Genomic DNA, 22,805 nt, shown 5'->3' with positions numbered 1-22,805 from the left:
CAACAGAGCAGATTTCACTATTCATCATGCTTAAGTTGCATTACTTTATAAGTATATTTATTTATAAAGTCTGCATTTTCTCAGGGGGAACCATGATTAACATTGCTTTTTTCAGTGCAAAGTCCTACGACGAAGCCTCTTTTAATAAAATCAAAAACAACCGAGACTTCGCGTTTCATTACCACGATTTTCGGTTAACGGCCAAGACCGCCAAAATGGCTCATGATTGTGATGTGGTGTGTGCTTTCGTTAATGATGACCTTTCTGCGCCGGTTTTAAAACAACTGGCTTTAGGTGGCACAAAACTCATTGCTATGCGATGTGCAGGTTTTGATAAAGTTGATCAACAAGCTGCTAAAGAACTCGGATTACAAGTGGTTAGAGTTCCGGCCTACTCTCCTGAAGCCGTTGCCGAACATACCGTTGGTTTGATGATGTGCCTAAACCGCCGACTACATAAAGCTTACCAGCGTACTCGTGATGCTAATTTCTCTCTAGAAGGGTTAGTAGGCTTTAACTTTTTCGGTAAAACCGTTGGTGTTATTGGAACGGGTAAGATCGGTATTGCGACGATGAGAATCTTCAAAGGGCTTGGTATGGAGCTCCTATGTTATGACCCTTACGAGAACGCATTGGCTCTAGAAATGGGCGCTCGCTACTGCTCACTTAAAGAAATTTACGCAAATGCCGACATTATCTCTCTCCATTGCCCAATGAGTGAAGAAAACTACCACTTGTTGGACGAAAAAGCTTTCGCACAAATGAAAGACGGTGTGATGATCATTAATACCAGTCGTGGTGAGTTACTGGATTCTCTCGCCGCGATTGAAGCGCTAAAACAAGGTAAAATCGGCGCGCTTGGTTTGGATGTCTACGACAATGAGAAGGACTTATTTTTCCAAGACAAGTCTAATGATGTTATCGTCGATGATGTGTTCCGTCGTCTTTCAGCTTGTCACAACGTGTTGTTCACTGGCCATCAAGCGTTCTTGACTCATGAGGCGTTAAATAATATTGCTTCAGTAACGCTTAGCAACGCAGAAGCATTTTTTTCTGGAAAAGCATCTGGTAATGAACTGATTAACTAGGTACGAATCGAGCGGTATAGTAGAGCGTCTGAATTCAGCTATGCTATACTACTCGATTATTTAAATTTGAGCCAAATTACCATGAGCATAAAAACTGATATTCAAAAGCTGCATAACCGTTTAGATAATTACCAACGTAAACTTGATGCGGCTCGTACTCGTGGTGATCACGAAATGATTTCAAAGTTCACGGATAACGTCGAGCAGTTATCTAAGAAGCTTAACCAACTTAAGCACAAGCAAACATACGAGCTTAATCAAGAGCGTAAAAGTCTACTTGATATGCCATTCTCTCGTGAAATCACCAAAGAAGAGCAAGCAGACATCGGTAAGCTTAAAAAACGCGTCCGCGGCCTAGTTATTGTGCATCCATTGACTAAAGTAGGTAAAGAGCTGCGCCTAGACGTAATGACAGGTTTCGCACCAAAAGAGTTTTAAAGAAGCTTAATCAATATCACCACATCCAAGCCTAAGCATTGACTTGGGCTTTTTTATTTTCCCTACGGCTACCAACGAAAATACAACCGCTGGATGAATATATAGCCAGAGTAAATGAGCGTAAAGGTCAGAAGCCGAACAACTGACCTTTTCTCAACGGCATACCTTCGCGTTTGGCTTTCGGGCTATAACAATTGTTGCAACTTATACTCTACCACAGGATCGTCAGGCACCAGTTGCTGGGCCACTTCCAAAAGTTGTACCGCATCTTGCGGGTTTTCTTGCTGATGCTTAAGCGCAATCTCAACCAACGGCTGAATATCAATTTGTGCCTGATGCTCCTTCACGTGCGCCTTTTTCTCATCAATCAATACATTATGAGCCTTACTCAGTAACCCCAAACGGTGGATGGAATTGGCGTTGGCCTTATTCAGACTTTGATAGTAGTCCTCTTTCAGGCGCAAGGTTTTAGTTTGATGACGAAACTGAGCGATGTCTATCTGTTGGTGACGAATAAAATCCACCGCGACCTGTTTATAAAAACCAAACTTATTCAAGTAAGTCGCGTGAGTGCCGTGCCCCATACCATAGACCCTCAAATGCGTCAGCTCTGGATAACGTTTGGCATGGCGTCGATCAATGTAATTGGTAGGGTCATAAATAATATAGCCTTTGGCCTCTCCTAGATCTACATCGTGATAGTCCCCCTCCCAATCAAACTGTTGAGCCAACTCTGTACTGGATCGATCATCCCAAGGAACTAGTGCTTTATTCTTGGTACTAATTGGATGAAACAACAGCACCTGATCCAGTTTAAGTAATTTAGCGAAAGCACCAATAGCAAAACCACCTCGACTCAATCCATAGCCTAAGCGAGACTCGAAGGGCTTTAACAATGTCGATAATTGTTCAAGAAAGAAAATCACATTTCGGCTGCGGAACCAATTGCTTTTACCTAGGTGCTGAAAGGAAATAATATTCACTTCCTGTTTCTGGGCGAGGCGGTAACCCCACGGCGCAAAATCCGGATGTAAGTCCTGTTCCTGTATGTTGGTTCCCGCAGGAGAGAAGGTGAACAACAATGGTTTGTTTAGATCAACAAACTCATACTTAACAAACACATCGTCAAGTAAATCTTCTCCGGACATAGGTAGCCTGGTTTGCTGCTCTTCTCGAGAAAGCGTCAACCATTCATCCAACCAGTACAGTAACTTCATTTATCCTCCATCTAAATTGCGCTTCGCAATTGTATTAAAAAATCTAGTCTTTAGTGTGTATCGTTTCCCCATTGTCGGGGCTATGTGATTCGTCCTCTTTCAAACAAAAAATTTTCATTTGATCGCTAAACTGGGCGATATCTATTTGCTGGTGAAGAATAAACGACGCCTCCACCTGATCATAAAAATCCAACTTATTCAAATAAGTGGAATGCGTACCATGACCCATACCAACGACTCTTAAATGAGTCAGCTCTGGATAACGTTTAGCATGGAGTCTGTCGATATCATTAGTAGGATCATAAATGATATAACCTTTGGCACCTCCTAGCTCTCGGTCGTGATAATCCCCCTCCCAGTCAAACTGTTGAGCCAATTCAGTACTCGATCGATCATCCCATGGAACCAAAGTCTTGTTCTTTGTACTGACAGGGTAAAACAACAGAACATGGTTGAGTTTAAGTAATTTGGCGAATGCGCCAATGGCAAAACCGCCGCGACTCTGGCCATAACCCAAACGACACATAAAGGGCGTTAACAGCGGGGATAATTGTTCCAAAAAGAAAATCAAATTTCGGCTTCGGAACCAATTGCTTTTACCTAGATGCTGAAAGGCAATAATATTCACTTTGTGTTTTTGTGCGAAAGGATATCCCCAAGGGACAAAATTAGGGTGTAAGTCCTGCTTCTGAATATCAGTACCGGAGGGAGAGAAGGTAAACAGTAGCGGTTGATTCAGATCCGCGAGCTCATACTTAACAAAAACATCGTCAAGTAAGTCATCCCCAGAGATCGGTAACTTGGTTTGCTGATCGTCTCGGGAAAGAGCCAGCCATTCATCTAACCAGTACAGTAACTTCATTAATCCTCCATCTGAATTGTGCGTGCATGCGCTGCGAACTCTATCAAAGTGTCGATTTTTATCCAACGGCAACGATTCGAGCAGGAATAATAAAGTGATATTTGGTGATTCCATCGGATGGAGTGGAACTTCGGCAATATTACTCACTTCAGTCAGTGGTCAGAAATAGCGTCGGGAAAATGCTTAAGAATAAGGCAAAATGTAATGCCGTTATCGGGCGTTTGAACAATTTAGGATAAACAGTTATGCACGTAAAAGCGTAAACCCATCAGAACTTTTTTCGATGCAAGATAGTTTTAAGATAATAGATACGAAAAAACCGCTGTAAGAACAGCGGTTTTTCGTTAAAAGTGGCGGAGAGATAGGGATTTGAACCCTAGATACGCTATTAACGTATGCCGGTTTTCAAGACCGGTGCTTTCAACCACTCAGCCATCTCTCCACAAATTGTTACTAAAACTTAGTCTTATTTATCATGCTAAATTTTAGTTTTGCTTTCAGAGGCACCTTAATATTAAGGTAAATCCAAAAGCGATAAATAAAGCTTGGCGATGTCCTACTCTCACATGGGGAAACCCCACACTACCATCGGCGCTATTTCGTTTCACTTCTGAGTTCGGCATGGAAGTCAGGTGGGTCCAAAACGCTATGGTCGCCAAGCAAATTCTTTTTAACTACCGCCAACGCAGTAATTAATAATCTGGAAAGCTGTTTCAGTTCTTAACACAATCAAGTTTTCTTGTATTGAGCCCATCAAAACCCCTTGGGTGTTGTATGGTTAAGCCTCACGGGCAATTAGTACAGGTTAGCTCAATGCCTCGCAGCACTTACACACCCTGCCTATCAACGTCGTAGTCTACGACAACCCTTTAGGATACTTAAAGTATCAGGGAGAACTCATCTCAAGGCTCGCTTCCCGCTTAGATGCTTTCAGCGGTTATCGATCCCGAACTTAGCTACCGGGCAATGCGTCTGGCGACACAACCCGAACACCAGAGGTTCGTCCACTCCGGTCCTCTCGTACTAGGAGCAGCCCCTTTCAATTCTCCAACGCCCACGGCAGATAGGGACCGAACTGTCTCACGACGTTCTAAACCCAGCTCGCGTACCACTTTAAATGGCGAACAGCCATACCCTTGGGACCGACTTCAGCCCCAGGATGTGATGAGCCGACATCGAGGTGCCAAACACCGCCGTCGATATGAACTCTTGGGCGGTATCAGCCTGTTATCCCCGGAGTACCTTTTATCCGTTGAGCGATGGCCCTTCCATTCAGAACCATCGGATCACTATGACCTGCTTTCGCACCTGCTCGAATTGTCATTCTCGCAGTCAAGCGGGCTTATGCCATTGCACTAACCACACGATGTCCAACCGTGTTTAGCCCACCTTCGTGCTCCTCCGTTACGCTTTGGGAGGAGACCGCCCCAGTCAAACTACCCACCAGGCACTGTCCTCACCCCCGATGAGGGGGCTAAGTTAGAACATCGACACTACAAGGGTGGTATTTCAAGGTTGCCTCCACACATACTGGCGTACGTGCTTCAAAGGCTCCCACCTATCCTACACATGTAGGGTCAATGTTCAGTGCCAAGCTGTAGTAAAGGTTCACGGGGTCTTTCCGTCTAGCCGCGGGTACACTGCATCTTCACAGCGATTTCAATTTCACTGAGTCTCGGGTGGAGACAGCGTGGCCATCATTACGCCATTCGTGCAGGTCGGAACTTACCCGACAAGGAATTTCGCTACCTTAGGACCGTTATAGTTACGGCCGCCGTTTACCGGGGCTTCGATCAAGAGCGTCGACCGAAGTCTAACCCCATCAATTAACCTTCCGGCACCGGGCAGGCGTCACACCGTATACGTCATCTTACGATTTTGCACAGTGCTGTGTTTTTAATAAACAGTTGCAGCCACCTGGTATCTGCGACTCCTAGTAGCTCCATCCGCAAGGGACTTCACCGCCAAGAGCGTACCTTCTCCCGAAGTTACGGTACCATTTTGCCTAGTTCCTTCACCCGAGTTCTCTCAAGCGCCTTGGTATTCTCTACCCGACCACCTGTGTCGGTTTGGGGTACGATTCCATCAAATCTGAAGCTTAGAGGCTTTTCCTGGAAGCATGGCATCAATGACTTCACATCCGTAGATGCTCGACGTCGTGTCTCAGCCTTAAAAAGAGCCGGATTTACCTAACTCTTCAGCCTACGCACTTGAACCTGGACAACCGTCGCCAGGCCCACCTAGCCTTCTCCGTCCCCCCATCGCAATTTGATTGAGTACGGGAATATTAACCCGTTTCCCATCGACTACGCCTTTCGGCCTCGCCTTAGGGGTCGACTCACCCTGCCCCGATTAACGTTGGACAGGAACCCTTGGTCTTCCGGCGTGGAGGTTTTTCACCCCCATTATCGTTACTCATGTCAGCATTCGCACTTCTGATACGTCCAGCGTGCCTTACGACACACCTTCAACCGCTTACAGAACGCTCCCCTACCCAATACTCGAAGAGTATTGCCGCAGCTTCGGTTTACTACTTAGCCCCGTTACATCTTCCGCGCAGGCCGACTCGACCAGTGAGCTATTACGCTTTCTTTAAATGATGGCTGCTTCTAAGCCAACATCCTGGCTGTCTGAGCCTTCCCACATCGTTTCCCACTTAGTAGTAATTTGGGACCTTAGCTGGCGGTCTGGGTTGTTTCCCTCTCCACGACGGACGTTAGCACCCGCCGTGTGTCTCCCGGATAGTACTTACTGGTATTCGGAGTTTGCAAAGGGTTGGTAAGTCGGGATGACCCCCTAGCCTTAACAGTGCTCTACCCCCAGTAGTATTCGTCCGAGGCGCTACCTAAATAGCTTTCGGGGAGAACCAGCTATCTCCAGGTTTGATTGGCCTTTCACCCCTAGCCACAAGTCATCCGCTAATTTTTCAACATTAGTCGGTTCGGTCCTCCAATTGATGTTACTCAATCTTCAACCTGCCCATGGCTAGATCACCTGGTTTCGGGTCTATATCCAGAGACTAAGTCGCGCAGTTAACACTCGCTTTCGCTACGGCTCCCCTAGATGGTTAACCTTGCCACTGAATATAAGTCGCTGACCCATTATACAAAAGGTACGCAGTCACACCACGAAGGTGCTCCTACTGCTTGTACGTACACGGTTTCAGGTTCTATTTCACTCCCCTCACAGGGGTTCTTTTCGCCTTTCCCTCACGGTACTGGTTCACTATCGGTCAGTCAGTAGTATTTAGCCTTGGAGGATGGTCCCCCCATATTCAGACAGGATATCACGTGTCCCGCCCTACTCGATTTCACTGCATATGCGTCGTCAGTTACGGGGCTATCACCCTGTATCGCCAAGCTTTCCAGCTTGTTCACCTGACGCCTATAAAGCTTAAGGGCTAGTCCAGTTTCGCTCGCCGCTACTTTCGGAATCTCGGTTGATTTCTTTTCCTCGAGGTACTTAGATGTTTCAGTTCCCCCGGTTCGCCTCGCTACGCTATGTATTCACGCAGCGATACTTACTTATGTAAGTGGGTTTCCCCATTCGGAAATCCCAGACTCAAGTGGCTTTTACTGCCTAATCTGGGCTTATCGCAAGTTAATACGTCCTTCATCGCCTCTGACTGCCAAGGCATCCACCGTGTACGCTTAGTCACTTAACCATACAACCCGAAGGAGTTTCGAGTTGATGTTCAAATCACCAAAGTTGTCTCTCATTATTTGAATGAGCGAGAGACATTTCGATTTTGCCGGACTCAATTTCGAATAATCACTGTAATAGTGATATTCCCAAGAACACTTGAATGTGTTGTTTTGGTGTTTATCTTAAAGATAAACATTGAGAACTTTATTTGATAACAACGTTGTTGTTATCAGTCAGCTTTCCAAATTGTTAAAGAGCAAATCACTTCCTAAGAAGTTCATTTTCTAAAGACTTTTAGATTCAACAATGCGAACCAGTATCAATTGCTTGCTCTGGTTTTGAGTTTTATTCCAAAAATACTTAGAGAATGGTGGGCGATACCGGGCTCGAACCAGTGACCCCCTGCTTGTAAGGCAGGTGCTCTCCCAACTGAGCTAATCGCCCACATTGTTTTCTTACCTAAAGTAAGCATTTCCGTGGAAGGAAATGGTGGGTCGTGCAGGATTCGAACCTGCGACCAATTGATTAAAAGTCAACTGCTCTACCAACTGAGCTAACGACCCAATGGTATCCCGTAGGGGAGTCGAACCCCTGTTACCGCCGTGAAAGGGCGGTGTCCTAGGCCTCTAGACGAACGGGACACTAGTGTAAGTGTTGGGCACTTACTTTCTCTTAAACTTTATAAACCGTATCAATCTGTGTGAACACTCATCGCAATAATCTTTCGTATAAGGAGGTGATCCAGCGCCAGGTTCCCCTAGCGCTACCTTGTTACGACTTCACCCCAGTCATGAACCACAAAGTGGTAAGCGTCCCCCCGAAGGTTAAACTACCTACTTCTTTTGCAGCCCACTCCCATGGTGTGACGGGCGGTGTGTACAAGGCCCGGGAACGTATTCACCGTGGCATTCTGATCCACGATTACTAGCGATTCCGACTTCATGGAGTCGAGTTGCAGACTCCAATCCGGACTACGACGCACTTTTTGGGATTCGCTCACCATCGCTGGCTCGCCGCCCTCTGTATGCGCCATTGTAGCACGTGTGTAGCCCTACTCGTAAGGGCCATGATGACTTGACGTCGTCCCCACCTTCCTCCGGTTTATCACCGGCAGTCTCCCTGGAGTTCCCGACATTACTCGCTGGCAAACAAGGATAAGGGTTGCGCTCGTTGCGGGACTTAACCCAACATTTCACAACACGAGCTGACGACAGCCATGCAGCACCTGTCTCAGAGCTCCCGAAGGCACACCAGAATCTCTTCCGGCTTCTCTGGATGTCAAGAGTAGGTAAGGTTCTTCGCGTTGCATCGAATTAAACCACATGCTCCACCGCTTGTGCGGGCCCCCGTCAATTCATTTGAGTTTTAATCTTGCGACCGTACTCCCCAGGCGGTCTACTTAACGCGTTAGCTCCGAAAGCCACGGCTCAAGGCCACAACCTCCAAGTAGACATCGTTTACGGCGTGGACTACCAGGGTATCTAATCCTGTTTGCTCCCCACGCTTTCGCATCTGAGTGTCAGTATCTGTCCAGGGGGCCGCCTTCGCCACTGGTATTCCTTCAGATCTCTACGCATTTCACCGCTACACCTGAAATTCTACCCCCCTCTACAGTACTCTAGTCTGCCAGTTTCAAATGCTATTCCGAGGTTGAGCCCCGGGCTTTCACATCTGACTTAACAAACCACCTGCATGCGCTTTACGCCCAGTAATTCCGATTAACGCTCGCACCCTCCGTATTACCGCGGCTGCTGGCACGGAGTTAGCCGGTGCTTCTTCTGTCGCTAACGTCAAAGAATATCGCTATTAACGATATCCCCTTCCTCACGACTGAAAGTACTTTACAACCCGAAGGCCTTCTTCATACACGCGGCATGGCTGCATCAGGCTTGCGCCCATTGTGCAATATTCCCCACTGCTGCCTCCCGTAGGAGTCTGGACCGTGTCTCAGTTCCAGTGTGGCTGATCATCCTCTCAGACCAGCTAGGGATCGTCGCCTTGGTGAGCTCTTACCTCACCAACTAGCTAATCCCACCTAGGCATATCCCGACGCGAGAGGCCCGAAGGTCCCCCTCTTTGGCCCGTAGGCATTATGCGGTATTAGCCATCGTTTCCAATGGTTATCCCCCACATCAGGGCAATTTCCTAGGCATTACTCACCCGTCCGCCGCTCGACGCCCAACAAATCACCCGAAGGCTCAATGTTGTCGTTTCCGCTCGACTTGCATGTGTTAGGCCTGCCGCCAGCGTTCAATCTGAGCCATGATCAAACTCTTCAATTTAAGATTTTGTCGGCTCAACGAATACTGACTTCAAAACTACAAACGTAATTTTAAAGCTATTATCGTTCCAACAGAACGATAATGAATTGACTGCGCCAAGATTAAACAAGTTAATCTCGATTGGTCACTCAGTTCATTGAAACCGTATTTGAAGCCCCTCTTTATTTAAGAGAAGTTTCTAATTTGATTATCATCAACGAGTGCCCACACAGATTGATAGGTCTATATTGTTAAAGAGCGTGCTTCGTAAGATTTACTCTCGAAGCGGAGGCGTATTCTAATGAACTAAACCTTGGTGTCAAACACTTTTGTGAATTAATTTTAGAATCTTTTTACACCTCATTTGCCAACCGCTTTTGCGTTTCCGCTTTGCCCTGACAACGGAGGCGAATTATAGGGAGATGATTTTTCTTGGCAACCCTTTTTTAGAAAAAAATTAAAAAAAGAACGTTGAGCGGTTAAATATTATCCAAGCGCTTGTTTTTAGTACTAATTTGTTAAGTTTAAGTAGCAAATTGACGATCAATATGTATCTAACCAAGCTTCTTCAAAGCTATTAATATCAAGCGTGAGTAATTTATTCGCTTCAATTTCCTCTATTGCTTCTAATTCTTGGTTTACGCTACTTATCGTTAATGTGTTGTTATCTAGTTCGAACACTTGACGTTGTGTGGTGTAGTAGAACTTCAGTATGGTTAATGCTTTAACGTCATTTTCACTTGCTGCCGTTTTAATGTTCTTGAGTTTACGAAAGATCTTATTATGCAGTTGCTTTAACTTCCATACGTACCATACTTCTTCCATATAAGGTCGAGTTTTAAATTGATTGAGTAAAGACAGAGATGTGGCAAAAGCGAGGATGACACCAATTAAGTTCCAATGAAAATTACCCGTCGATTGATCCTGCACGACATCAGTATTACCAAAGAGGGAAATTAACAAGGTACTGAATGCGAGCGAAGAGATCGCAAGCAAAGCAACAAAACCACCAATGACAAGGTTAACTTTCTTTCTGTAGACTTCTTTGTTTATTTTTTTAATTTCCATATACCCCTCCTAACAGGTTGCCTCTATTTTAACGGGCAGGTCCCACATCACAATCGATGCTTTGTAAGTAATTTCACATTTGCTATTAAACTCGCATCCCTTCCCTGCTTGGGTATATACTCCCGCGCATTCACTCTTCATATATAGAGGTTAAATTCATGCGCTCTTTTGTTTTACGAGCTCGCGCCGCCCCAACCACGAGCAAAGCACTACTCGAAGGGGTGGGTAACGAAGCGCATACTGAGATCCTTGCTCACACCATGATGAATACCATGTTTGTGGCTCAATCACACCGTGAAGATGTGGTTGTACATTTGGTTCTTGAGAGCACCAAGGATTACTCACGTACGATAACCATTCACTCAAATGACATCACTAATATTGGTGGTTTCCACGAATCAACGCTGGTTGCAACCGTCGCTCGCGCTTTGGATGCATCTGTTGGTATGGGTAAAGAAGAGCTGCGTAAAGTTGAGCCTGGTATTACGGTTCGTACAATAAGCTTCGAACGCTTGGTTCAAGAACTGGCCGAAGACCACCAGCTATATATGTTGGACAAGAAAGGGGAATTCGTTCGCGACGCAGAAATTGCCACGAATCCATGTTTTTTGCTCACCGACCACATTCCTATGCCGAAAAAATCATTCAACAGCTTGAAGCGTCTTGGCACAGAGAAAATCAGCCTTGGTCCTAAGATGCTATTTGCTTCTCAGTGTGTGGTGTTGATCCACAATGAATTGGACATTCGCGAATTCTAGTTTTTCACGTGTAAGTCATTAGGTAATGAAAGAGGGTCCAATGAACCCTCTTTTGTAGTATCTGTGTTTCTGAACGCGGCTTATTTGCCACCAATACTCAATCGAGCAAAACGCACCTCTGGTGCGAAGAACGTGTGACTATCATTAATAAGTTGACTATCCCCTACCGCTTCCACTTCTTGCAACATTTTGTAGAAGTTACCCGCAACAGTGATTCCACGCACAGGTTGAACACGCTGGCCATCTCGGCACAAAAAGCCACTTGCACCAAATGAGAAGTCACCACTGACTGCGTCTGCACCAGAGTGAACACCTTGCAGCTCAACCAGCTCTAGGTATTCACCTGCTTTGACTTCTGACGCACTACTGTGACCTGTCGCAATCACTTTATGATTTGCTGATACGTCTAGGCTCGATTTCGCACCGCGAGATGCACTTGCCGTTGATGCTGCACCTAAGTAACTTGCTGTTTGACTGTTATGTAAAAGCGTATTTAACCGACCATTGGCAATCAGCACGTTGTCTTGAGTTGCAAAACCTTCACTATCAAAACCCACAATTGCCATGCCATTGGGCATGTAGGCCGCATCGGTAAAAGAAATCAGTTCACTCGCAACATTTTGACCAAGCTTGTCACCTAGTGGAGTGACGCCTTTCACTGCACTCACACCAGAAAAAGCACTGCCGAAAGCACCGAATAGGCTGCTTAGCGCATTAATGTGGAAAATTGCTGGGTAATTACCTGTTGCCACTGGTGCGCCATCAAGCAGATCACGCGCTAGATTGTAACCGGCTTCGATACAGTAAGCTGAATTCAACTCATCGAAACAACGTCCTACTGACATTTTACCTGCCATCGATTGTTTGCCATTTTTCTCCAACAAAGTGTAAGCGTAACAGTGAAACGAACGTTCGAAGTGCTGGCATAACGTGCCTTGTGTGTTAGCAATGATCAGCTGAGTTTCACCGTCACTGTAACCATTGTATGGCGAGCTTGAAGCGTGAGGTAAAGCCACTACCCCTTGCTCAAGTGCCAACGACAGTTCGATTTTCTCATCCACTGACGCTGTATCTTCTTGCGCAATCTCAGCCACATCGGTAGTGATTTTACTGTTAACGCAACTGATGGCTTGATGTTCATCTTGCTTCGAAAAACGCGCACTTTGCAAAGCGTTCATCAGCATCAAATCTAAGCTTGGTTGCTCTAATGATTCAGAGTAACTGGTCGCCACGCGGGCATCTTTCACGACTCGAACACCCAGCACTTGGCTTGAGCTAACTTTGTACTCGTCTAACTGACCTTGGTTTGCTTTCAGAGAAAAGCTGCTGTTGCGATTAACAATCACATCCGCTTCTGCCCCTTGGCGTTGGGCTTCTGACAGGACGTAATCAACCGTCTTAAGAAGTTGTTGTTCTTGGCTCATTAGCGACCACCTCCCACCAGAATATTATCTACTTTCAGCGTTGGCTGACCGACTGCCGTTGGTACCGCGCCACTGACTGAACCACACATACCAGCGGCAAGCGCCATGTCTTTACCCACCATGCTGATTTCTTTCAACACTTTTGGCCCAGTACTAATAAGGGTGGCGGTTTTCAGAGGTTTGGTGATTTTGCCATTTTCAACCAAGTAGGCTTCACGGACGGCAAAATTGAACTCCCCCGTCCCCGGCTGAACCGAACCGCCGCCCATCTTCTTCGCGTAGATACCACGTTCGATGCCTGCAAGCATGTCATCTAATGAATGCTCGCCTTCTTCAATAAAGGTGTTACGCATCCGCGAAGTAGGCGCGAATTTATAGTTTTGGCGACGGCCAGAACCCGTTGGCGCATAACCCGTTTTCATCCCACCCATTTTGTCGACCATAAAGCTGGTTAGCTGACCATCTTTGATCAACTGAGTGCGCTGTGTTGGCAGACCTTCATCATCAATATGGATTGAGCCCCACTCGTTGGTCATGGTGCCATCATCCACTGCGCTGACAGCGGTATGCGCAATCATGTCTCCCATTTTGTCATGGAAAACAGAGGCTTTCTTCGCAACCGAAGTGGTTTCTAGCAAGTGACCACACGCTTCGTGGAAAATAACGCCGCCAAAGCCGTGACCAATCACCACGGGCATTTCACCGGATGGGCACGCATCTGCACTGAGTTTAACAAGTGCTTGTTGAGCGATGGTTTGACCCAGCTCTCTCGCATCGAGTTGCTCGCTGAACTCCCAACCGGCGAGTGCGCCAGGTCCTTCCATACCGGAAGATTGCTCATTACCTTTTTGCGCCACAGTATTCCCAGCGACACGAATGTAGTGACGAGTATCATCAACATGTAACCCTTCTGAATTGAAGATGGTTACCTGCTGCTCTCTTTGTAACACGCTACCAATGAACTGACTGATGTACTCACTTTCGGCACGCGTGGCGTGATCAACTTGCAAAAGAAAAGCAATTTTGGAATCGAGGTTTGCATCTTTACTCAGTGGCAAACGAGAACCGTGCAGAACAGGGTAGCGGGTCAAATTCAAAGAACCCGCTGATGCGATTTGATCACGCTTGTCTTTGGCTGCAAGCAATGAGGTTACACGTTTTAACTCCGCTTCGTCCGTGCTGTTGGTGTAACCGTAAAGTACTTTATGGCCGAAGAAGAGACGAATCCCGATACCAAAATCGATACCCGAATTCACCTTATCCACCTCTCCAGAGGCAATCTGGACGGTGTTGGTTTGATGATGTTCAACGAATAGTTCAGCGAAATCAGCCCCTAAAAAGAGAGCATGATCGATCACTGACTTCGCTGTTACCGAATTAAGCATGAAGTCTCCTTGCTCATAAATCGTTTTAACCTTCCTAAGTAACCCTTTAATACTAAGCTACGTTAGCAACGCGTTTAATTTCAACATTCTTTAATCTTGTTCTATGTTAACCCTGTTAGATAAGAGCACTATTGATTAGTAAATATTCCCGTTTCAGCACACTTCGCAGAGAGTTTCTAAGATGCTTGGCTTAGCGAGAAGGCCTTAGGTTGTAGATACAGCAACGATATACAAGGTTACTCTACCACTCACTTCGCATAAATGAACTCTCAATAACTGTGGCCATTAAAAAACGTACCCCTGAAGTAATTGTACTGTTATCATCATAGCGAGATAGTCGGGGAGCCAATACAGAGTCTGCATTGGCTGAGATCGAAATTCGAGACCCGTAGAACCTGATTCAGTTAGCACTGGCGTAGGGAACTATTAATACTTTGCCACTAGCCGAACCATAACGGCTAACCTTTGCGAATCGATCTCCGATCTTTCCCAGCCTAGGCCAAAGTCAGTTCCTGTACGTCTTGTAATAGGAGCGACCATGGCGCAATCAATACAGCGACACTCACACACAACTACTTCATCATCCCCCCCAGTCGTACTGACGATCGCAGGATCTGACAGCGGCGGCGGCGCAGGTATTCAAGCAGACATCAAAGCCATGTCTGCTACGGGCAGTTTCGCGTGCTCCGTTATTACCGCCATTACATCACAAAACACGCAGGGCGTGTCCGCCATTTTCCCGATCCCACTTGACCACGTTGAAAGCCAACTCGACGCCGTATTCACCGATCTCAATATCGTTGCGGTAAAAATCGGCATGCTAGCCGACGCCAACATCATTAACGTGGTTGCGAATAAGATTAAACAATATCAGCCAATGCGACTGGTTATTGATCCGGTCATGGTCGCCACCAGCGGTGACTTACTGCTGGAACAAGCGGCAATCAGTACATTAAAAGAAACGCTGATTCCTCTGGCAGACATCATCACTCCAAACTTACCTGAAGGTGCTGCGCTGACGGGCAAGCCCATTCCTCACTCTGAAGCAGAAATGAACGACATGATCGCTGACTTACGGGCTCTGGGCGCAAAAGCTGTGCTACTAAAAGGAGGGCATTTAGAAAAAGATGAAAACAGCAACGACCTTTTGATAATGCAAGATTCGTCAGAATTACTCAGCGCAAAGCGTTTCCCAACCCAAAACACTCACGGTACGGGCTGTACGCTCTCTTCCGCGATCGCTTCATATCTTGCTCAAGGTAACAACCTACACAAGGCCGTACATTTAAGTAAGCAATATATCTCTCAAGCCATTGCCCACGCCGATGAACTGGACGTCGGTAAAGGTCACGGCCCGGTCCATCATTTCTTTGCTGGTCACACCTATGGGCACTAAAGCAATTGGCATTGTACTTACCAATGCTTACCTGCGATACAACGATAGCCAAACGCCGACTCTAGCAAAGGTAAACATGACCATCCCTACAGGGCAATGGACCGTATTACTTGGCCGAAGTGGTTGTGGCAAAACCACTCTCTTACGCTACCTCGCGGGCTTGTTAAATGACAAAGTCGAATGGCAAGGTGGACTGACTAGCGTGGATAATGCTTGGTTAACGGATAGCTTTGCCTTGCATAACCGAATCGCGTACATGGCACAGCAAGATTTACTTTTGCCATGGCTGAATGTGTTAGACAACGTCTGTCTGAGTTCGCGCTTTTCTCATTCAAAAGTTCATTCCGAAACGAAGAAGCCAGATCAAGAGAAACAACGGGCTTTTACGTTATTGGAACAAGTAGGACTGGCCGACTACACACACACAAAACCCGCTCAGCTATCGGGAGGAATGCGCCAGCGCGTCGCCCTTGCTCGCACCTTGATGCAAGACAAGCCGCTAGTGTTAATGGACGAGCCTTTTTCAGCATTGGATGCTGTGACTCGCCATAAACTGCAAGCCTTATCTGCCGAACTGCTTAAAGGTAAAACCGTGGTGTTGATTACGCACGATCCACAAGAAGCGGTGCGATTGGCACACCAACTCTATGTATTGCAAGGCACGCCTGCTCAAGCGCAGCACCTTGATGTGCCTGATTCACAACCACCTCGCCTACTTGATGGAAAATGCGCAACATTACAGCAAGCGATTTTGGATCAGTTGGAGAAAGACTATGAGTGACATGACTCAGTACAACTCCGTTTCAGCGCGTATTCGTAAAAAGGAACGTGTCACCCACCCTGCGTTGCGCCTAGTGATCAGCACGGTGGTGATTTTCAGTCTATGGCAATTGGTTGTCGTTATCTTCGAATTGCCAAACTTCATCTTGCCATCACCGGTTGATGTGCTGGATAGGCTGGTCACTCGCTACGATATCCTACTCAAACACACTTGGGTAACGGCGCAAGAAATCTTGCTCGGTCTCGCTCTCGGTTTATCAATGGGCTTGCTGTTCGCCCTGCAAATGTTGATGTTTGAACCATTTAAACGTTGGCTACTGCCGATTCTCATCGCTAGCCAAGCCATTCCAGTATTTGCTATCGCGCCCGTGTTGATGCTTTGGCTCGGCTATGGCATCGCCTCTAAAGTGGTGATGGCGGCCATCATCATCTTTTTCCCTGTGACGACTTGTTGTTACGACGGACTGCGCAACACACCTACCGGCTATCTCGACCTCGCCAAAACCATGGGCGCTTCAAAGTGGCAATTACTGCGCCATATTCAGCTACCAGCCGCCCTGCCAACACTCGCCTCAGGCATTCGCGTTGCCGTGGTTATTGCACCAATTGGTGCCGTGGTAGGTGAATGGGTTGGCTCAAGTGAAGGCTTGGGCTATCTGATGCTGCAAGCCAACGCACGCATGGTTATCGATGAGATGTTTGCGGCGCTGTTTATTCTCGCCGCGCTGTCTATCGCACTTTATTTCATTACCGACAAATTATTGAAAAAAGCCATCCCCTGGGAAAATAAATAGAGAAATGAAAAAGGAAGAACTCGTGAATAAAAACAAACTCATGAACGCGGCTGCTCTGCTCGCTTCGATTATCTCAACTAACGTATTCGCAGCAGAAAAAGACATGACACTGATGCTGGATTGGTTCGTCAACCCAAACCATGGCCCTATCATTATCGCCAAAGAGCGTGGTTACTTTGAAGAACAAGGCTTGAAAGTGCACATTCAAGAACCCGCAGACCCAAGCACGCCACCTAAATTGGTCGCGGCAGGCAAAGTGGACATGGCTATCACATACCAGCCAAGTCTCACTATCGACGTTGCAGCAGGTTTGCCTTTGATTCGCTCAGCAACACTTATTGCAACGCCGCTGAATACCTTGATGGTGTTAGACAATGGTGAGCACGACAACCTTGGCGACCTTAAAGACAAAAAGATTGGTATCGCGATCGCAGGCAACGAAGAAGCAACCATTGCGACCATGTTAGCGCAAGAGAACGTGGCGTTTTCTGACGTGCAAATTATCAACGTGGGTTGGGCTTTGTCTTCATCGCTCGCCTCAGGGAAAGTGGACGCGATTTGGGGCGGCCTGCGTAACTTCGAAACCAATCAACTTGCCCTTGAAGGTTACAAAGCCAAAGCTTTCTTCCCTGAAGAATACGGCGTACCAACGTATGACGAACTGGTGTTTGTCGCAAACGCAAAAACCTACGACAAAAAAGCCATTAAAGCGTTTAACAAAGCGCTAGAGCAAGCGACCACTTATATCGTCAACCATCCCAACGCGTCTTGGCGAGAGTTTGTTGCTTACTCACCAGACACACTAGATAACGAACTCAACCAACGCGCTTGGAATGACACGTTAACACGTTTCGCGCTTCGCCCATCGGCTGTCGATCTAAAACGCTACGACGATTACGCCGAATTCATGTACTCACAAAAAATCATCGAAACGCGACCAAAAGCGAAAGATTACGTACCGAGCTTTAACTAATTACGAGGCAGCCCAATTATGAAATATCAAGATTTAATCGACGCTTGCCGCCAAGATTGGCAAGAATACACCGAGCATGCCTTCGTGCAGCAATTGGCTAAAGGCACACTGGCTCAGCCTTGTTTTCTGCATTACTTGAAGCAAGATTTCTTATTCCTAAAACAGTACGCGCGAGCTTATGCGCTGGCTATCTACAAAGCGCGTACTTTGGATGACATGCGCCGCGCACTACCAAGTGTGCATGCACTGCTTGATTCCGAAATTGCTCATCATGTGACCTACTGCGGTCAATGGGGTTTAACGGAATCGGATCTCGAAAACGAACCGGAAGATTTTGGTACGGTAGCTTACACCCGCTACGTGTTGGATGCCGGCATGACCGGTGATTTGGTTGACTTATACGCCGCGCTAGCACCGTGTTCTATTGGTTACGCCGTGATAGGCACAAGGCTGGTGAACGATAAAAACACGCTGCTCGAAGGCAATCCGTACGCCACTTGGATCAACTTGTATGGTGGTGAAGAATTCCAGTCTGGCGCAGCAGCAGGAGCCGAGCACTTTAACCAGCTACTGGCTGAAATCGACATCCACAGCCAACGCGGTCAAAACCTAATTCAGGTTTTCAAAACCGCAACCCGTATGGAAGTGGCGTTTTGGCAGCAAGGTCTGAACGCGCAATAAGGTTCATTGGAGAATCTCATGTTAATAGAACAAATCACCCAAGCATTAACCGCAGTACGTCAGCAAAAGCCACTGGTTGTGAACATTACCAACTACGTGGTGATGAACAACACCGCGAACGCTCTGTTGGCTATCGGTGCATCGCCGATCATGGCGCACTCAACACAAGAAATGGCAGAAATGATGTCGTTTTCTGGGGCACTCGTAATCAATATCGGCACTCTAGACAGTGCTTGGATTCCACGCATGAACCATGCCGTCGAGCAAGCGAACGCAAACGAAAAAGTCGTCATACTTGACCCTGTCGGTTGTGGCGCAAGCACTTTGCGTACCGAGACTTCTCGCGAGGTCGCTCGTCTAGCAAACAAGCTGATCATCCGTGGTAATGCGTCAGAAATCATTGCTCTTGCAGGCGAGCAAGCACAAAGCAAAGGCGTGGATGCGCTCGATAGCAGCGATGCCGCACTTAGCGCGGCACACTGCTTAGTGGCAGAATACGGAGCGAACGTCGTGATCTCCGGCGAGACCGACTATATCGTCACGAAAGAGCAAATCATTCAGCTTAACAACGGTCATGAAATGATGCCATATGTAACCGGCATGGGCTGTACGTTAACGGCTTTAACCGGCGCGTTTGCGGCAGTCGGTGACGAAATGGGTCTAGCCGCGGCAGCGGTGCTTGGCGTGGCGGGTGAAATTGCCGCTGAAAAAGCGCGTGGGCCAGGTAGCTTGCAAATGCATCTGTTGGATGAGCTTTACCAACTGGATGAAGATACACTGGCAAAGCGTCTTAAATTGCAAGTGCGATAAGCCGCTTCTCGATGATTTAAATGCCTCTCACTCCAACGAAAGTGGGAGGCGAAAGGAAACACAATGAACGCCTATCGTTTGTATTTGGTCACCGACGACCAACAAGATTTAGCCACTCTCAAACACGTTGTAAGAATGGCGGTAGAAGGTGGGGTCACCATGGTACAGGTGCGCGAAAAACATTGTGACGTTCGTGCATTTATCGAACGTGCCCAAGCGGTTAAAGAGATCCTTAAAGACACCGGCGTGCCGTTAGTCATCAATGATCGTGTCGATGTTGCCCTTGCCGTCGATGCCGATGGTGTCCATCTTGGGCAATCCGATATGCCAGCAAAGATCGCTCGTCAATTGATTGGCCCTAACAAGATTCTCGGCTTATCAATTGAGACTGAAGAGCAGCTGGCAGAGGCGGATTCTTTGCTAATTGATTACATCGGTTTAAGCGCCATCTTTTCTACACCCACCAAAGCCAATACCAAAAAGCATTGGGGCATCGATGGTTTGAAACTGGCTCTTAACACCACTCCTCTACCCATTGTTGCGATTGGTGGTATTAACGAAACCAACATTCCAGAAATAAGCGCCACAGGTGTGCATGGTTTGGCGCTCGTTTCTGCCATCTGCAATGCTGAAGATCCCAAAGCAGCGGCTACCCATTTATTAGGATTGATGAACTAACTTATCTTCCCCTCGCGGCGCGTAAATATGCACGACGGTTAAATAAAAAAGAAGCCAGCGATTCGCTGGCTTCTTACTTTTAAGCGCTACTTTTATCTAGCCATTTTTGGGTGGTTCAAACGCTGTTAGTTCTAATTCTGGCCCGGTGTATTTTTCAATACGAACCAGTGCTGAGTTGGCCGCACAGCCGTTTGCAAGGCGGGACGTTGGAATATCCAGCGTTAGGACGTTGCAGCCGCCGTTCTTACAAATGCCGGAGTTCGGATCCAAATCTGGCCAACCGCCTTCGTGAATACACACGGAACCTTGTTTGATTCGATCCGTCACTTCCGCACCAACCAATACTTGGCCACGATTGTTAAACGCACGAACTAGGTCGCCCGTGTTAATGCCACGCGCTTTCGCATCATCAGGGTGAATCCAAATTGGTTCACGATTTGCAATCGCGTATTCTTCACGGATCTTCGCATAGTTAAACTGGCTATGGAGACGGTGTGCCGCGTGTGCTGTCATCAGCTGCAATTCACCCTCTTTCGCATTGCCTGTGTACTCTGTTGGGTCCATCCAGGTTGGATGCGGTGGACAATCTTCTAATTGATAGCCTTCAATCGTTTTCGAGAAAATTTCAATCTTACCACTTGGTGTACCAAGCGGATTCATGATCGGATCTTCACGGAAACTCGCGTAACGAACAAACTGTGCGTTTTTCTCGTTCCACTTCATTTCGATTAACTGATTGTCTTCCCAGAATTTGCTGAAATTAGGCATCGGCACCCGAGAAGCACGACCGCCTTGTTGTGCCACTTTGTAGAAGCCGTACAACCACTCCATCTCCGTTTTGCCTTCAGTATAAACATCACGCCCACCCGGCGCTAACAGCTCAGCCATGTCTGCGAATACATCAAAGTCATGACGCGCTTCACCTTGAGGCTCAACCACTTGTTTCATCGGCACCAAATGCTGATTACTGTAGTCACCCGTCATCGTGAGGTCATTACGCTCAAACGATGTCGTGATAGGCAATACAATATCCGCATGTTTCGCGGCAGCCGTCCAGTAAGGCTCGGAAATGACGATCAGTTCTGGTTTCTGCCACGCTTTGATCAGGCGGTTAGTATCCTGATGGTGGGTAAAGTTTGCACCGCCAGCCCACCAAATCATCTTGATATCTGGGAAGGTAAGTTCATGCCCATTGTGGTGGTACGACTTACCCGGATTTTCCAACGCTTCAACGATACGTGCCACTGGGAAGCTTTGTTCTGCACCAGATACCGCCCAGTCATTACCCGCAGAAGAGTCACCACCGAGTGACGATGAAATAGCAGGCAGTACGCCAGCGTCTCGAGTAGGGTTACCACCGTTTGAATAATGGTATGAAAAACCAAAACCACCACCCGGTAAACCGATTTGGCCCAACATGGTTGCCAGTGTGACTAGCATCCAGTGACGTTGCTCACCATATTGTTGGCGCTGCATCCCCCAACCCGCCATCAACATGGTGCGGTTTTTACTGAAAATATCAGCCAACAGCTCTAACTGTTGCGTAGGTACACCACAGATTTGAGATGCCCACTCCGCGGATTTCTCTACGCCATCTTCTTCACCCATTAGGTACGCTTCGAATTTGTCGTACCCTTCGGTGTATTTATCAAGGAAGGCTTTATCGTGCTTGCCTTGTTTAATCAAAGTATGTGCAATGCCCATCATCATCGCGACGTCAGTCATGGGATGCGGCGCGATCCACTCTGCATTATCACCAAAGAACTCAATGGTTTCTGAGCGAATTGGGTCAATCGCAATCACTGTCTTGCCTGACTGCTTCAATTGATGGAAAAACTCAAGACCAGCGCAATCGGTCGAGCTCCAAGCAATTTTTAACGTATTGATGGGGTTCAAGCCCCAAAGTACCACCACGTCACTGTGCTCAAGCACAACAGGGTACGTGGTTTGTTGCTCGTACACTTCGATAGAACCCACAACGTGTGGCATGATAACTTGCGCCGCCCCTGTCGAGTAATCCCCCAAGTGACCAGAGTAACCACCAGCCATGCTCATGTACCGTTGCAGCAAGGTTTGCGCCTTATGCAAAACACCACTTGAACGCCAACCGTAAGATCCGGCAAACACAGACGCTGGGCCATGCTCTTTACGGATGCGCATATGCTGTGTATGGATCAGCTTATAAACTTCGTCCCAAGAAACACGCACAAACTCGTCACTACCACGCAGACCTTCTGGTGCCGATGGGTTCGCGAGATAACCTTTACGAACCATAGGATATTTCACGCGAGCCTTAGTATGAACTTGGTCAGGGCCTGTGGTTTGCAAACTGTTAGGCACCGTTTGAGGCAGTGCATTCGTCGTAGAAACGAGTTTGCCATCTTTCACTTCACACAGCATTGGGCCCATACGACCTGCAGTCAAAACACCTTTACCACGCTGGTTTGATGAAGCCATTGACATGGGCGCAAACGAAGTAAATGCCATGGCGCCAGCCGCCATACCTGTGCCTTTTAGAAATCCACGACGGGTTAAATTAGTCATTAT

The 22,805-nt window shown here is 47.2% G+C and carries 16 protein-coding genes, 4 tRNA genes, 3 rRNA genes and 1 riboswitch; of the genes, 10 read left to right on the top strand and 13 right to left on the bottom strand.

What is annotated here, in order from left to right:
• Nucleotides 1-92 precede the first annotated feature (92 nt).
• Together AC3D28_RS17805 and AC3D28_RS17800 are read left to right on the top strand one after the other, a co-directional pair.
• Nucleotides 93-1,088 carry a 2-hydroxyacid dehydrogenase gene (locus AC3D28_RS17805; protein WP_488536189.1) on the top strand — a complete coding sequence of 332 codons (996 nt, stop codon included), beginning with the start codon at nucleotides 93-95 and terminating at the stop codon, nucleotides 1,086-1,088.
• A gap of 81 nt (nucleotides 1,089-1,169) precedes the next feature.
• On the top strand, nucleotides 1,170-1,526 hold the full coding sequence (locus AC3D28_RS17800; RefSeq protein ID WP_488536188.1) for a YibL family ribosome-associated protein: 357 nt from the start codon (nucleotides 1,170-1,172) through the stop codon (nucleotides 1,524-1,526).
• Between the two features lie 185 nt (nucleotides 1,527-1,711).
• Here the strand turns inward: AC3D28_RS17800 and AC3D28_RS17795 are convergent, their stop codons facing one another.
• The 10 genes from AC3D28_RS17795 to AC3D28_RS17750 form a co-directional block, all read right to left on the bottom strand.
• Nucleotides 1,712-2,743 (bottom strand): cytosolic protein, encoded by a 1,032-nt coding sequence (locus AC3D28_RS17795; RefSeq protein WP_488536187.1) that lies wholly within the window; start codon nucleotides 2,741-2,743, stop codon nucleotides 1,712-1,714.
• A gap of 43 nt (nucleotides 2,744-2,786) precedes the next feature.
• On the bottom strand, nucleotides 2,787-3,605 hold the full coding sequence (locus tag AC3D28_RS17790; protein ID WP_488536186.1) for a cytosolic protein: 819 nt from the start codon (nucleotides 3,603-3,605) through the stop codon (nucleotides 2,787-2,789).
• 351 nt (nucleotides 3,606-3,956) lie between these two features.
• A tRNA-Ser gene (locus tag AC3D28_RS17785) sits at nucleotides 3,957-4,047 on the bottom strand.
• A 101-nt stretch (nucleotides 4,048-4,148) separates the two neighbouring features.
• Nucleotides 4,149-4,265: ribosomal RNA gene (gene rrf / locus AC3D28_RS17780) — 5S ribosomal RNA — on the bottom strand.
• A 114-nt stretch (nucleotides 4,266-4,379) separates the two neighbouring features.
• Nucleotides 4,380-7,269 (bottom strand): 23S ribosomal RNA (locus AC3D28_RS17775).
• A 349-nt stretch (nucleotides 7,270-7,618) separates the two neighbouring features.
• Nucleotides 7,619-7,694 (bottom strand) — tRNA-Val (locus AC3D28_RS17770).
• A gap of 43 nt (nucleotides 7,695-7,737) precedes the next feature.
• Nucleotides 7,738-7,813 (bottom strand) — tRNA-Lys (locus AC3D28_RS17765).
• A 2-nt stretch (nucleotides 7,814-7,815) separates the two neighbouring features.
• Nucleotides 7,816-7,891, bottom strand: a tRNA-Glu gene (locus tag AC3D28_RS17760).
• Between the two features lie 88 nt (nucleotides 7,892-7,979).
• Nucleotides 7,980-9,532 (bottom strand): 16S ribosomal RNA (locus AC3D28_RS17755).
• Together the 16S, 23S and 5S rRNA genes with 4 tRNA genes alongside form the textbook arrangement of a ribosomal RNA operon.
• 522 nt (nucleotides 9,533-10,054) lie before the next feature.
• Nucleotides 10,055-10,579 carry a DUF3087 domain-containing protein gene (locus tag AC3D28_RS17750; RefSeq protein WP_488536185.1) on the bottom strand — a complete coding sequence of 175 codons (525 nt, stop codon included), beginning with the start codon at nucleotides 10,577-10,579 and terminating at the stop codon, nucleotides 10,055-10,057.
• 158 nt (nucleotides 10,580-10,737) lie between these two features.
• On the opposite strand from AC3D28_RS17750, the gene trmY reads away from it, so the two are divergent.
• Nucleotides 10,738-11,337: a tRNA (pseudouridine(54)-N(1))-methyltransferase TrmY gene (trmY, locus tag AC3D28_RS17745; RefSeq protein WP_488536184.1), complete on the top strand. Its 600-nt coding sequence runs from the start codon at nucleotides 10,738-10,740 to the stop codon at nucleotides 11,335-11,337.
• Nucleotides 11,338-11,417: 80 nt separating this feature from the next.
• Here trmY and AC3D28_RS17740 read toward each other — a convergent pair whose 3' ends face one another.
• Together AC3D28_RS17740 and AC3D28_RS17735 are read right to left on the bottom strand one after the other, a co-directional pair.
• Nucleotides 11,418-12,761, bottom strand: a complete 1,344-nt coding sequence (locus tag AC3D28_RS17740; protein ID WP_488536183.1) for a TldD/PmbA family protein — start codon at nucleotides 12,759-12,761, stop codon at nucleotides 11,418-11,420.
• On the bottom strand, nucleotides 12,761-14,146 hold the full coding sequence (locus AC3D28_RS17735; RefSeq protein WP_488536182.1) for a TldD/PmbA family protein: 1,386 nt from the start codon (nucleotides 14,144-14,146) through the stop codon (nucleotides 12,761-12,763). Before AC3D28_RS17735 ends, AC3D28_RS17740 begins: the two co-directional genes overlap by 1 nt.
• 328 nt (nucleotides 14,147-14,474) lie before the next feature.
• Nucleotides 14,475-14,585: riboswitch (TPP riboswitch) on the top strand.
• Nucleotides 14,586-14,684: 99 nt separating this feature from the next.
• Here AC3D28_RS17735 and thiD point away from each other — a divergent pair.
• From thiD to thiE, 7 genes are all read left to right on the top strand, one after another.
• Nucleotides 14,685-15,542 carry a bifunctional hydroxymethylpyrimidine kinase/phosphomethylpyrimidine kinase gene (gene thiD / locus AC3D28_RS17730; RefSeq protein WP_488536181.1) on the top strand — a complete coding sequence of 286 codons (858 nt, stop codon included), beginning with the start codon at nucleotides 14,685-14,687 and terminating at the stop codon, nucleotides 15,540-15,542.
• Nucleotides 15,532-16,323, top strand: a complete 792-nt coding sequence (locus AC3D28_RS17725; protein ID WP_488536180.1) for an ABC transporter ATP-binding protein — start codon at nucleotides 15,532-15,534, stop codon at nucleotides 16,321-16,323. Before thiD ends, AC3D28_RS17725 begins: the two co-directional genes overlap by 11 nt.
• Nucleotides 16,316-17,116 carry an ABC transporter permease gene (locus AC3D28_RS17720; protein WP_488536179.1) on the top strand — a complete coding sequence of 267 codons (801 nt, stop codon included), beginning with the start codon at nucleotides 16,316-16,318 and terminating at the stop codon, nucleotides 17,114-17,116. Before AC3D28_RS17725 ends, AC3D28_RS17720 begins: the two co-directional genes overlap by 8 nt.
• Nucleotides 17,117-17,138: 22 nt before the next feature.
• Complete coding sequence (locus AC3D28_RS17715; protein WP_488536178.1) at nucleotides 17,139-18,089, top strand: ABC transporter substrate-binding protein; 951 nt, start codon at nucleotides 17,139-17,141, stop codon at nucleotides 18,087-18,089.
• Between the two features lie 18 nt (nucleotides 18,090-18,107).
• Nucleotides 18,108-18,770, top strand: a complete 663-nt coding sequence (gene tenA, locus AC3D28_RS17710) for a thiaminase II (RefSeq protein WP_488536177.1) — start codon at nucleotides 18,108-18,110, stop codon at nucleotides 18,768-18,770.
• A gap of 18 nt (nucleotides 18,771-18,788) precedes the next feature.
• Nucleotides 18,789-19,580, top strand: a complete 792-nt coding sequence (thiM, locus tag AC3D28_RS17705; RefSeq protein WP_488536176.1) for a hydroxyethylthiazole kinase — start codon at nucleotides 18,789-18,791, stop codon at nucleotides 19,578-19,580.
• A 63-nt stretch (nucleotides 19,581-19,643) separates the two neighbouring features.
• Nucleotides 19,644-20,258, top strand: a complete 615-nt coding sequence (gene thiE, locus AC3D28_RS17700) for a thiamine phosphate synthase (RefSeq protein ID WP_488536175.1) — start codon at nucleotides 19,644-19,646, stop codon at nucleotides 20,256-20,258.
• A gap of 96 nt (nucleotides 20,259-20,354) precedes the next feature.
• Here thiE and AC3D28_RS17695 read toward each other — a convergent pair whose 3' ends face one another.
• Nucleotides 20,355-22,802 carry a molybdopterin guanine dinucleotide-containing S/N-oxide reductase gene (locus AC3D28_RS17695; RefSeq protein ID WP_098414469.1) on the bottom strand — a complete coding sequence of 816 codons (2,448 nt, stop codon included), beginning with the start codon at nucleotides 22,800-22,802 and terminating at the stop codon, nucleotides 20,355-20,357.
• Nucleotides 22,803-22,805 lie beyond the last annotated feature (3 nt).

The organism is Vibrio sp. TAP-3B (assembly GCF_057784735.1).
The sequence above is the reverse complement of the archived record's forward strand: the minus strand, read 5'-3'. Positions and strand labels throughout refer to the sequence as shown.

Coding starts and splice junctions, on each gene's coding strand:
- AC3D28_RS17740 (WP_488536183.1), bottom strand. CDS start 12,761: ATGAGCCAAGAACAACAACTTCTTAAGACGGTTGATTACGTCCTGTCA.
- thiD (WP_488536181.1), top strand. CDS start 14,685: ATGGCGCAATCAATACAGCGACACTCACACACAACTACTTCATCATCC.
- AC3D28_RS17720 (WP_488536179.1), top strand. CDS start 16,316: ATGAGTGACATGACTCAGTACAACTCCGTTTCAGCGCGTATTCGTAAA.
- AC3D28_RS17795 (WP_488536187.1), bottom strand. CDS start 2,743: ATGAAGTTACTGTACTGGTTGGATGAATGGTTGACGCTTTCTCGAGAA.
- AC3D28_RS17695 (WP_098414469.1), bottom strand. CDS start 22,802: ATGACTAATTTAACCCGTCGTGGATTTCTAAAAGGCACAGGTATGGCG.
- thiE (WP_488536175.1), top strand. CDS start 19,644: ATGAACGCCTATCGTTTGTATTTGGTCACCGACGACCAACAAGATTTA.
- AC3D28_RS17735 (WP_488536182.1), bottom strand. CDS start 14,146: ATGCTTAATTCGGTAACAGCGAAGTCAGTGATCGATCATGCTCTCTTT.
- AC3D28_RS17800 (WP_488536188.1), top strand. CDS start 1,170: ATGAGCATAAAAACTGATATTCAAAAGCTGCATAACCGTTTAGATAAT.
- tenA (WP_488536177.1), top strand. CDS start 18,108: ATGAAATATCAAGATTTAATCGACGCTTGCCGCCAAGATTGGCAAGAA.
- AC3D28_RS17725 (WP_488536180.1), top strand. CDS start 15,532: ATGGGCACTAAAGCAATTGGCATTGTACTTACCAATGCTTACCTGCGA.
- AC3D28_RS17790 (WP_488536186.1), bottom strand. CDS start 3,605: ATGAAGTTACTGTACTGGTTAGATGAATGGCTGGCTCTTTCCCGAGAC.
- trmY (WP_488536184.1), top strand. CDS start 10,738: ATGCGCTCTTTTGTTTTACGAGCTCGCGCCGCCCCAACCACGAGCAAA.
- AC3D28_RS17805 (WP_488536189.1), top strand. CDS start 93: ATGATTAACATTGCTTTTTTCAGTGCAAAGTCCTACGACGAAGCCTCT.
- AC3D28_RS17750 (WP_488536185.1), bottom strand. CDS start 10,579: ATGGAAATTAAAAAAATAAACAAAGAAGTCTACAGAAAGAAAGTTAAC.
- thiM (WP_488536176.1), top strand. CDS start 18,789: ATGTTAATAGAACAAATCACCCAAGCATTAACCGCAGTACGTCAGCAA.